At 53.4% G+C, this 10487-nt stretch carries 8 protein-coding genes and 1 pseudogene; 5 read left to right on the forward strand and 4 right to left on the reverse strand.

The window, feature by feature from the left end; all coding sequences use genetic code 11:
• Window positions 1-77 precede the first annotated feature (77 nt).
• Window positions 78-1847: a hypothetical protein gene (locus LKK83_RS17420; RefSeq protein WP_324632527.1), complete on the forward strand. Its 1770-nt coding sequence runs from the start codon at window positions 78-80 to the stop codon at window positions 1845-1847.
• Between the two features lie 376 nt (window positions 1848-2223).
• On the opposite strand, the gene LKK83_RS17425 is transcribed toward LKK83_RS17420, so the two are convergent.
• Window positions 2224-3354 (reverse strand): metallophosphoesterase family protein, encoded by a 1131-nt coding sequence (locus LKK83_RS17425; RefSeq protein ID WP_324632528.1) that lies wholly within the window; start codon window positions 3352-3354, stop codon window positions 2224-2226.
• 122 nt (window positions 3355-3476) lie between these two features.
• Between LKK83_RS17425 and LKK83_RS17430 the strand changes: the two genes are divergently transcribed.
• Both LKK83_RS17430 and LKK83_RS17435 read left to right on the forward strand, forming a co-directional pair.
• Window positions 3477-5117 (forward strand): hypothetical protein, encoded by a 1641-nt coding sequence (locus LKK83_RS17430; protein ID WP_324632529.1) that lies wholly within the window; start codon window positions 3477-3479, stop codon window positions 5115-5117.
• 467 nt (window positions 5118-5584) lie between these two features.
• Window positions 5585-5818 (forward strand): hypothetical protein, encoded by a 234-nt coding sequence (locus tag LKK83_RS17435; RefSeq protein ID WP_324632530.1) that lies wholly within the window; start codon window positions 5585-5587, stop codon window positions 5816-5818.
• Window positions 5819-6089: 271 nt separating this feature from the next.
• Here the strand turns inward: LKK83_RS17435 and LKK83_RS17440 are convergent, their stop codons facing one another.
• Complete coding sequence (locus LKK83_RS17440) at window positions 6090-6248, reverse strand: hypothetical protein (RefSeq protein ID WP_324632531.1); 159 nt, start codon at window positions 6246-6248, stop codon at window positions 6090-6092.
• Between the two features lie 215 nt (window positions 6249-6463).
• Window positions 6464-7873, reverse strand: a complete 1410-nt coding sequence (locus LKK83_RS17445; protein ID WP_324632532.1) for an amidase — start codon at window positions 7871-7873, stop codon at window positions 6464-6466.
• Window positions 7874-8557: 684 nt separating this feature from the next.
• Between LKK83_RS17445 and LKK83_RS17450 the strand changes: the two genes are divergently transcribed.
• Entirely contained in the window at window positions 8558-8689 is a 132-nt protein-coding gene (locus LKK83_RS17450) for a hypothetical protein (RefSeq protein ID WP_324632533.1), read from the forward strand.
• Window positions 8690-8707: 18 nt separating this feature from the next.
• On the opposite strand, the gene LKK83_RS17455 is transcribed toward LKK83_RS17450, so the two are convergent.
• Window positions 8708-9616 (reverse strand): UbiA family prenyltransferase, encoded by a 909-nt coding sequence (locus LKK83_RS17455; protein WP_324632534.1) that lies wholly within the window; start codon window positions 9614-9616, stop codon window positions 8708-8710.
• 710 nt (window positions 9617-10326) lie between these two features.
• On the opposite strand from LKK83_RS17455, the pseudogene LKK83_RS17460 reads away from it, so the two are divergent.
• A pseudogene (locus tag LKK83_RS17460) lies at window positions 10327-10487 on the forward strand (Rpn family recombination-promoting nuclease/putative transposase); the annotation flags it as partial.

The following is a 10487-nucleotide window of genomic DNA, read 5'->3' on the forward strand; positions in this document are numbered from 1 at the left end:
TCTGTGTAAGGGGGGAGAACTCCTCCCTACGCATAAATGACGAGGGTTTCCGTTCTCCCCCTTACCAACCCTAATTTATGATGAAAGTGTTCTCTTACTTGCTCAAAAGTGGTTTGTGTTTGACTCTGCCTGTGGCATTGTCCCTGGCCATAATCTTGGTGCCCAAAACCTCAGGGCGATCGCAAACCAATCAGTCCGACATCACCGGACCGACTTCGACCACCACCACCACCACCAATAACAACACCACCATCACTACCACCACCACCGTCATCAGCACCGGTGGAACCAATCAATCCGATATCACCGGACCGAACCCCCCCGCAGGGCCAACCACCGGTGGGACGAACCAACCCGGGTCAGGCACCGGTGGTACGAACCAATCCGATATCACCGGGGAGAATACTACCACCACAACTACCACCACCACCATCAGCTCTCAAACCGGCTTTGAGATGACCATTAACCGTATCGAGATCGAGGCGGGGTCCACCACCACGGAAAACACCACCACCACAGAAACAACCAATCCGGATACCACCGAAGAAGTTCCCACCCTAGAGGCGGTTTCCCAACCCACCTCCGAAATGGCGGAAACCACCGAAGCGGTTGCGCCAACCCCCGCACCTCCGGTGAATCCCCCGGTGGAAGAAACCCCGGTAGCCGTTTCCCCGCCCGTCTCCTCCCAACCGAATCCCGACACGGGAGGCAATCCTCAAACCCCCAACCCGGTACCCACCCCCACTATCACCCAAACCGTGGATCTGGCAGTGGGGTCGCAACGGATGTTCTTCGTAGTTCCCTCCAATCGCCGCCTGGTTCGGGGCAATGCGTTTAATAGCTTAGTCGGATTGGCGAATCTGAGTGCTATCCGAGGGTTGCGGGTGTTAAGCGTCTGGAGTTGGGGCAGTTGGGGCGGGATGGTAGTCCGCCTCAACGGACGCAATATTTTCATTTCCCTGGTCGGCGTTTCTCCCGGGTCTTCTCAGTTTTCGCCGGTCTTGCCCATCGGCATGCAAAATGGGGCGTTTAGCTTTGTTGGCGTGGCCAGTGGGGCTTGGTTTGACCCCCCGACGGCGGAAGGGTTCCGCTATACGATGACTTCGGATTCGTTGTTTACCAAAATTGACGATTTCCCCACTGGTTTCCCAGAGAAGTTTACCGTGTCTGTGGGCGATCGCGTCTTAGGTGAATTTGGCCCGGGTGATACGGTGGACTTTACCGACTTCCCCGGCGGCGGTGTGGAAGAATTTACCCTCACCGGGATTACCCCGTTTGTGGATCCGGAAAATCCAATGGCCTTCCCCCTGAAATTGTCTTTCAATACTGAAACCGCCGATTTCACGATGGAAGCGATTCAAAATCCGGAAGCGGTGGCGTATTATGAGGAAAATCCTCCCGCCCCGGGTCCGTTTAAAGTGACGATCGCCAGCCCCGATGGACCGATGGAAATCGCCCCCACCTCCACCGCCGCCCGGTTGCGCGAACAAGCCGATCGCCTCGCTTCCGCAATTTCTGACCCGGGTGATGCAAGAGCCTTCCTGGAAAATGTGGCCACTGTGGAACGGGATTTGCAGACCTTTAGCACCGGCTTTGAAACCCTGTTGCCCCAAGAAGGCGGCTTGAATGCCTCCGGACTCAATCCTTCCGTCGCCGCCGTGGAACGCCTGCGCGGAACCTTGCCCTCGTTGCTGACGCAGTTGAGTGCGCTGTCCGATGATGCATCTGAGGAAGAAGCGATGGCGATCGCTACCATGATTCGCGAAGTAGAAGGGATGACCGCGTTACTCGAAGCGGTGACGCCTATGCTCAATGAAATGAGCGAGTCCCTGGCGATCGCGCGCTAGTCTCCCTCACTTTTTTCGCCCAGCTTCACCCCTTGCCCCTCTGGATTTTCCCGAGGGGCAATTACACTTAAATTGCATAATCAGTATCGCGCGATAAATTCCAAACGGGGGAATAATTAGCCCCAAAACCAGTAAAAAAACAGATTTATCGCCTTTTTTTACCTCTAAATTCCTAAATATTGTAGAATTCGGCACTGTCCCTTGTGCCAGAGCGGGCTGAAATTTCAATATTATGCAAACTAAATGTGTAGACAGGGGGAAGGTTTCAGGGAGACGAAAAGCCCTTGGGAGTCGAGTGCGATCGCGCGGTAGATGCCCCTGATGAGGGTATATTTCGCGGTACAAACTCTCCGGGAAGCCTCCCGCCCCGCTGAACTTAGAGCATCAAGGTGGCCTGATTGTCGATAAACTGGGGAGTGCGATCGCTGGCGAGGGCACTAAAGGTTTGAAAATAGCGGCGGACGTGGGGGGGAAACTGGGGAAAATCAAAGCAACCATCGCCATTGGCAATATCCGCCCAGAAATAGCGCAAATGGGGGGCGAGTTCCTCCGCCTGTTCCGGGGGCAGATTTAACGGCGGACAGGTGAGCAACTTCATCATAAACGGGCCAGAGCGATCGCCCATCCACTCTCGAGAAATTTCCCCCAAAGCAGGCCATCCCGGTACTGATTTTACCCGATGGGACTCAATGTGCAAACACCCTTGCCCCCGTTCATCCACCGCATACTCCAGCACCCGATAGGGATGGGGATAGCTCACCAAAGAACCTGTGGTAATATCGTACAACCCGTCAGCATAGGCCACATCTTGCACGTGCAAATGTCCGGTAAAGACGAAGTTAACCCCTGCCGCGCGCAACATTTTTCTCAGGCAGGGGGCATTGTCCAACATATAGCGCCGCCCCATTGCATGGGTAGACTGTCCCGGTAAGTGTTCTAAAACATTGTGGTGAATGGTCACTAAAATCAGCTCATCCGACCCTGCGCGATCGAGCACCCCCTGCAACCATTGCAACTGTTCCTCATCCATGCGCCCGATCTGCTTGCCCCTTTCGTCAAATTGATTAGAATTGAGGCCAATCAGGCGCACCCCCGGGAGCACTTCATGGCTGTAATAAAGTTGCTCTGGATTGTCATAGCCGAATTTAAGGTAATATGACGGAAAATCCGTCAACCCAATCGACCGATGGTTGGCGAGTTCCACCGCGACGTCATGGTTTCCCGGAATGACATACGCCGGAAAGGGCAAAGCCGCCAACCGTTGCGCCAACCAGGCGTGATTGTCCGGTTCCCCATCCTGAGTTAAATCTCCCGGTAACAATAAAAAATCGAGATTCAGGGTCTCTAAATGCTCGAAAACTATTTCCAAGGCGGGAATGCTGATTTCCACTAAATGAAATCGGTTGGCTATGTCTTGAATCGTATGGGTCAGGGCAACATGAGGGTCGCTGACCACGGCAAATCGAAATTGCTTAACGGCTTTCTGACTATTTCCTGGCCCAAGCATCTTTAACGTCTGAGTTATACAATAAAAAGCGTCAATTTTGGCAGCATTTTTCACCAAACTGTTTCAAGTGTAAATTAAATTATCCTCCTTTTGTCCCCTAGATCCACTATCCCCAAAACCCCATGAGCGAATCAGAAAACCGCACCAACCCCAACTATAGCGAATCGAATCAACCGCTCGAAGAGGCTGCATCCACGCCGCCGGAGGACGTCGGCGATCGCCCAGCCTCCTCCGCCGAGGCTTCCCCCAATACTGAACTCGGGGCGCAAGAGTGGGAAACCGTGGACTTTCCTCATGCGATACGAATTGCGGACTTGTTACAATCCGGGGAGGCAGATGAAGCGCCCACTGCGGATTCGCCCCCCGGGGAAATGACCTTTGACCCGGCGATCCCAGAGAATGTGGCCTTTTCTGCGCCGGGGAAATTGTTAAAACCCTCGGCGGGAGAGGAAATGCCCTCGGTACCGGTTGAGTCGCGATCGCCGAACTCGCATCCGCAGACGCCCGGAGAACGGGAGGCCCTTCTGGAACGGTTGCAGCAGGACAATGGGGAACTACATCACCGGGTGGAACAACTCGAAACGTTGCTGCACGAAACCCGTCAGTCTTTGCAACAGCAGCGATCGCAAGCGTTAGACCGCCAAAAGTTATTAGACCGCCGCACTGCTGAGTTGAAAACGGCTCGAGAACAAGGAGAGCATTTGGCGCATCAAGTTAACTCCCTAACGCAACAAATTCGGGAACAAACCAATGTCATCGAAGGTTTATCCGCTGATTTCCAAACCAGCCAAGAGCGTTTGGCGCGGATGGAACGAGAATGCGCTCTGACTCAGGAGCGTTATAACGAGCACTCTCAGATGTTGTTGCAGACTCAAAATCTCTGTCGGGATTTGCGATCGCGCCTGCACCGACAACAACGCCACACGTTACAGTTTAAGGCGGCGTTGGAAAAATGTATAGAAAATCCCCAGGAAAATGCGAAAGCGGCGATCGCTGCAGTGGGCGAACCGATGAGCGCTGGGGAAGTGTCTTCTGGGGAAAGTTCTGAGCCTTCTGCCCCTGGGGACAGTTCTTCTACGGGTATCGTTCCGAAAGCCCAACCCATTGCCCCTTGGTCAGCGCCAACCGATTCCGAAGGGGTGAGCATTCTCACCGCGCCTCCCTCGGGGAAACCGCCTGCTGATTTGTCTCGCTACCGCCTGCAGCCTCCCGCCACTGGGGAAACTTTGCCCCCCGCGACGGCGGAGGCGTCGGAAGAGGGGACTGTTGCACCGCCCTCTTCCGCGCAGATGGAGGAGAAATCCCGCCGAGAGGATGGGCCAATGTGGGAGGATTTGGATCCGCTAATCCAGCGCCCCCAGTCCCCGGGAAGCAGCGATCGCTCTTCTGCACCGGATCCTTCCTCCCGGGAGTCTTGGTCTGCTGAGGTGCCTTCTCCCCTGACGCCTTTATCGAGGTCGCAGAAGCCCAGTTCTACGCCCAAGCCCCCGCAAACGCCGGCTTCTCGCGGGGGAACCAGCGAAGAAGAGCTATTACTGAAGGCGAAAGCCTACGCGCAGAAGCTAGAAGGGTCCTCTTCCCAGGAGTCGGAGGCGGTTTCAGCTGCACCGACAGAACCTTCCCCCAATACCACTGTCACCACTGCTAGTTCTACAGAAGAACCGAATTGGCCCGCACCGGTGGTCTATCCTTTGCGGGGAAATGGTAAAAAACGTCGGTCTTTGTCGGCGGTGGAATTGCCAAGTTTTCCCAATCAGAAGTAGTCGCGAGATTGGTAGGGCGCACCACGGCGGTGCGCCTCTCGGGAAAGGGGAGAAATTGTGGGGCGATCGGTTCTATTTGCTGGGCCTCGATGAGCGGTTTGACGGTGGAGAAGGCATCAGTCGAGATAATTCCCCCCTGGATTGGGTATAGCTGTAATGGGAGGGGTGGATTTCTGCCTCTGCGTTTGGGATTGACAGGGATTGGGTTTTGTGGTATAGCGAGGGAAGAGTTTTTTTCGCTCGGCACACCCTTGTGGCCATTTTGGGTCGTCGGTGTGGCGACGGCGGCGCTTAATTTCTCTCCTTCGGATTTTTTTCATTGGCGGGTGAGGTGAAGGAAAAAAATTTGTCCCTTCCGGGGGTTGACAGGGAGTAAAAGTGCGCTAAGATTCCGGGTACAGAATTAAAATTTCTTAACGAAAGTTAACAAAACCTGCGGATTTGTTCATGGCAAGGAGTGTGACGAGATGAATTATCAGATTCCGACGAGTTACCAGGAAATTGTTGCCCTGCGACAACAACCGGTGGATGAGGAGTTGGTGGCGTCGGCGATCGCTGGGGTGATTACCATCGCGCGATCGCAGGGGAAGTCATTGGAAGAGGTGACTGCAGAGGTGCTGGCAGATGACTGTCTGCTGGACTTGACTCAGCGCCGCTGGTTGAGCGATTTGGTCTCCCAAGCTTGGCGCAGCTTATTGTAGTTACATTTGTATGCTTTTTCGTGGCTTTCTTCGTCTGGATTATTATGGCGATGGCTGTGGCCCATGCTGGGGCGATCGCCTTCTGGATATGTTACCCTCTTTCTGGCGGGTCGATGGGGCGTTTTTTTATCCGCTTTTCATCGTTATATGGCTAAGTAAAAATGATTGGCTCCTCCGGTGGTGTTTCGCCGGCGTTGCGGGTTGGGACGCGAACCTGGATATGCGATCGAACCTTTCATCCGGAATCCCGGGATCCAATACATGTCCATCGTTAGGTGGGTCTCTTTTTGCAAAAACGCGATCGCCCTGATTGCTGGGTGACGATTTCTGGAAAAGGCTCTGCGGGGGATAGGGTTGGCGATCGCGCCTCAATTGCCAGTTCCTCTCCGAGGGTGCCTCTGCGATCGCCTGGGAACGAGTTTAAAAGCAATTTTGTTGGATCGAGTAAAAATATACTTAGTAGTCAAACAATTGCCCAAAAAATAGCCCGCATCGGCGGGCAAAGGGTCGGTTAGCGCACCTAGGGGCGCTTTTTCAACTCCTCATAAAACTCACTCAACCCCTAATTCATACCGTTAAAGTGTATCCTAGCATGACGTAGCGACTATTTGTATATATATAAAGCGGGCATTGAGTGAGGCCAATTCAAACCAGAGGAGGACGGTTGTGGTTCCAGGGTTTCGCGGCTTCCAGTTGAGCGGCTAAGGCGATGAGGGTGCTTTCGGCGGCTGGACGACCCACCATCTGAACGCCGATGGGCAAGCCGTTCGCAAATCCTGCCGGAATGGCGATCGCCGGTTGACCAGTAACATTAAACAGCGGACAAGGTGCGATCCAATCCAGACTTTTTTGCAAAACTTCGTCAGGGGACAAATCGGCCCATTCCCCCACGCGCAGGGTAGAATGCATGAAAACTGGCAACAATAGCACATCGAACTTTTCAAACATGGCCACGATTTGCCGTGCCATGATTTGGAGTTTAGTCACCGCCTGCAAGTATTGCCCGCCGGTAATTCCCTGTCCGCGTTTGAGCAACTCTTGATTCAGGGGGTTTAGCACATCGGGAGGCATATTGGCAAACACCAGTCCAGTGTACCAGAACGCGGTCAAAGATTCGAGCAATTCGCTGATATCGAGGGTGATGCGATCGCAGGTATGACCCATGCCTTCAAGTAAATTTACGGTTTCGCTCACCGCTTGCTCGCAGATGGGTTCGGCATCTCCCATCGGCTCGATGCGGGTGGCAAAGGCAATTTTCAGCGGTTCTAGGGGGTTCTCAGTGCGAGCGCGCTCCAGGAATGAGGGTTCCGGATCGGGCAACCAATAGGGATCGCCAGTGACGTAGCCGGACATAATATCTAACATAGCGGCGGCATCGGCGACGGTGCGCGCCAAGGGACCATCGGTGACCAGACCATTCATACAGTCTCCCAGGGGTGCAGAGGACACGCGCCCTCGGGCGGGTTTAATCCCCACCAATCCACAACAAGCAGCGGGCAGGCGAATGGAACCCCCGCCATCGGTGCCTTGGGCGATCGCGCACAAGCCCGCCGCTACCGCCGCCGCCGCGCCGCCACTGGACCCGCCTGGGGTGTAGTCCCGATTCCAGGGATTGCGGGTGGGGGGAAATCCAGGGGCTTCTGTATAGGGAACCGTGCCCAATTGTGGGGTGGCGGTTTTGCCGAGGATGGTAAAGCCCGCTTGCTTCATCCGCGCCACCACCGCGCGATCGAAGGTGGCCATTTTCTCGCGAAAGGCGGCGATACCGTAGGTGCAGGGCATCTCGGTGACGGAGGTTAAGTCTTTGATGGAGGTGGGGACGCCAAAAAAGGGCGGGAGTTTTTCTGGATCGGTGGTGGAAAGCTGTTCGGTTTTGGCTTTCGCATCGGCTAAGGCTCGTTCCTGGGTGACGGTAAAATAACTGCCCAAGTGCGGATCTAAGGTTTGGATGCGCTCTAGGTAAAGTTGGGTCAACTCTAGGGGGGAAATTTCTTTAGTGCGGATCAGCCGCGCTTGTTCGAGAGCCGGTGTATATGCTAAATCAACTAAATTCATAATTTTCTCAGGGGCGATGGCTAGGGGTTTATCTGTTTTTTTGGCTACCAGATTAGCCTAGGTTTTGTCAAGGCTTTTCCAGCAAGAAAAGCATTGTCAGTTTCGCTTACAGACCAACCCTAGGTTAAAAACAACAACAGCGGGAAATTTAGGTAGACACTTCGTTAATTGTCACTGTTGTGTCTTGAACTGCGGTATTTCCGAGAATCTCAGAGCTTGAAGTGATGCAGCGGTCAATTTCAGAGGATAAATTTCTGACTTTCGGTAGATGAGATTTCCCGACAAAAGTTGTATTGTAATCGGCACTGCGATGGGAAATCGGAGTTGGGGGATTCTCAATGGATGATGAGCGATCGCGCTGCAGTTGCGTTCCGGTGAAAATCTCGGCTCCGCTCTCGGGAGGGGCGAGGGACAGCCCCAGTCAGTTCTGAGGTTAGATTTCCCAACTGAAATCTCCCCATCGGGAAGGATTCTATCGAGATTTTTTAGGGAAAAGATTTAAAAAAACAATCGGCTAATTTTTTGGAAAAGGGAAGCGGCAGGGGACAACTGATTGCGCGGGAGGGGCGACAGGCTTTCTCAGGCAGATTTTTCCCTCGGGCGGGTTTCTCCAGAGAACAAAAATGTTGGCGATCGCGCTTTTTCTGCCTGGGAATAATAGAAGGAAAAAAGTTTAGGGTTGTTGTGGGTCAAGTCGGTGAAGAAATTCCGGAGAAAAAGGCGATCGCCGATGCCGAGGAGGATAGTGTCTATATTCTCGGCAAAGGGGACAAAAGCGATCGCCCGGTATGGATTTTTCGGGGCGATCGCGGTTGACATTGGCTTGCTAATGGGTTAAAATCCCGCACTAGCGCTACCGAGTGCGAGATAATACCAGCACAGGGCGAGCAGATAGGTTTGGCGATCGTCTTCCGGAGTGGAATAGAACAGAAGTCGCAGGGAGACGCTCCAACTGACGATGGCTTGTGCCATATCCCAGAGCAACAGATAAATATTCCACCCTGCCGGCATCATCAAGCCGAAATGAATCGCCACGGGCAACAGGAAAAAGCCCACACAAAGCATCCCGCGCGCGGCGTTTTCGCCAAATGCGATCGCGAAGGTATTTTGACCGGTGGCCATATCTCCGGGAATATCCGGCAAATCTTGAATGCCGAATAACGGAATCGAGAGACTGGTCACCAGCAAAATCCAACTCCAGGTCACCGGGGTAATCGGGGCGATAATTTGCCATGCGGCAGCCATTTGGGCAATTTGACCCAATCCGAGGAAAAAGTGCTTGGTGGGCCACTCTTGGCACAATCCGCCAAAGTTAAGCACCACAATGCAGATTTGCCACAGCAGCGCCCATTCAAATACTCCTAGGTGCCACGCGAGCGCGGAAAACATCGCCATACTGCCTATCCAGCGATACTTCGCCCCCCGATAAGACAAGAGTCCCCTACATAGGGGGCGATCGGGTTTATTAATGCGATCGGACTCGATGCCCACCATTTGATTGGCGACGCAAAAGGTGTAAATATAAAGGGTAAAATACACCGCCCCGCCTTTTAATGCCGAAAGTAAATCCCCTTGGCTGCTGGCATCTTGCACGCTCCAGGCGACCAATAGAAAAATCACTCCCGGGACCAGCGAAACCCAAAGGTCGCGCTTGATGAATAGCCAATTGACATATATTTCGCGTTGCACACTTTGCGTCCAACGCATTCCCCAGCCCTTAGCGGCTACAAGTTTGGCTTGCATGATTTATGATTCTCCCATACACCCGTGATGATGAAAAATCGTCTCTTATTTTACGCCCACTCGCGATGCTGGTCTCGAGGAGAATCCCGGCACAGCCCTGGGGCCATTTAGGGACTCCTGCCTCGAATCCGCTCGCAGGGGTTGGGTTAACCCAGTACCTATAGAAATTATAGTAACAGGAGCGTTCCTTGGGGAGTATATTCTCTTAAGTTTTTTTAATTTGTATCTGTATTTACTCTTACCCCCCGCTTTAGGTTTTTTTACGTTTTGCCGGGGGCTGAGTTCCGCGCTACCTGGGCAAAGAGGCGATCGCAGCGATCCCCGCACTTTTTGGGCAACGACGTCGGGGGCGGGACGGGTGTTGCTCCTCTTTCAGGATCGAACAATTAACTGTTAACAATTTACAATTTATCATTTAAGGTTCGGGCGGCGATGGGAGGTACGTCGCTCTAGTGGGTTGTCATTTTTTGGCCAATGAGTTATCATAAAATATTAAGCTTTTTTCCAGTACAACCCCTCCCGGGGTCCGACAACAGGCCAGCCAGAACCGTTTGAGTTTAGCCGCTTTCCCTCTCGTTTCACTTAAGTTTGCTTGACTTACGTGAGGTGGCCACAATCTGCAACAAAACAGGTTTGGCTGCGCGAATTGGAGGCGGAAACAAAAGCAGGGACAGGGCTATCATCAGTGCAACTCGCCAGTCAGGGTGCCCATGTACGACAATATCTGTAAATTCATTGCGGAAGAGTTCTCCCAGGATATAGCCACCTGGTTGCTTGGGGAAGCGATCGCCCTGGTGGAATTACCCGTCAAAGAACTTTCCCTCGAACCGATTCGCGCCGATGCGATCGTGTTACGTCAGTCGTCGCAAGT

Origin of the sequence: Phormidium sp. CCY1219, assembly GCF_035615515.1 — a bacterium.
Lineage (GTDB): Bacteria > Cyanobacteriota > Cyanobacteriia > Cyanobacteriales > Laspinemataceae > CCY1219.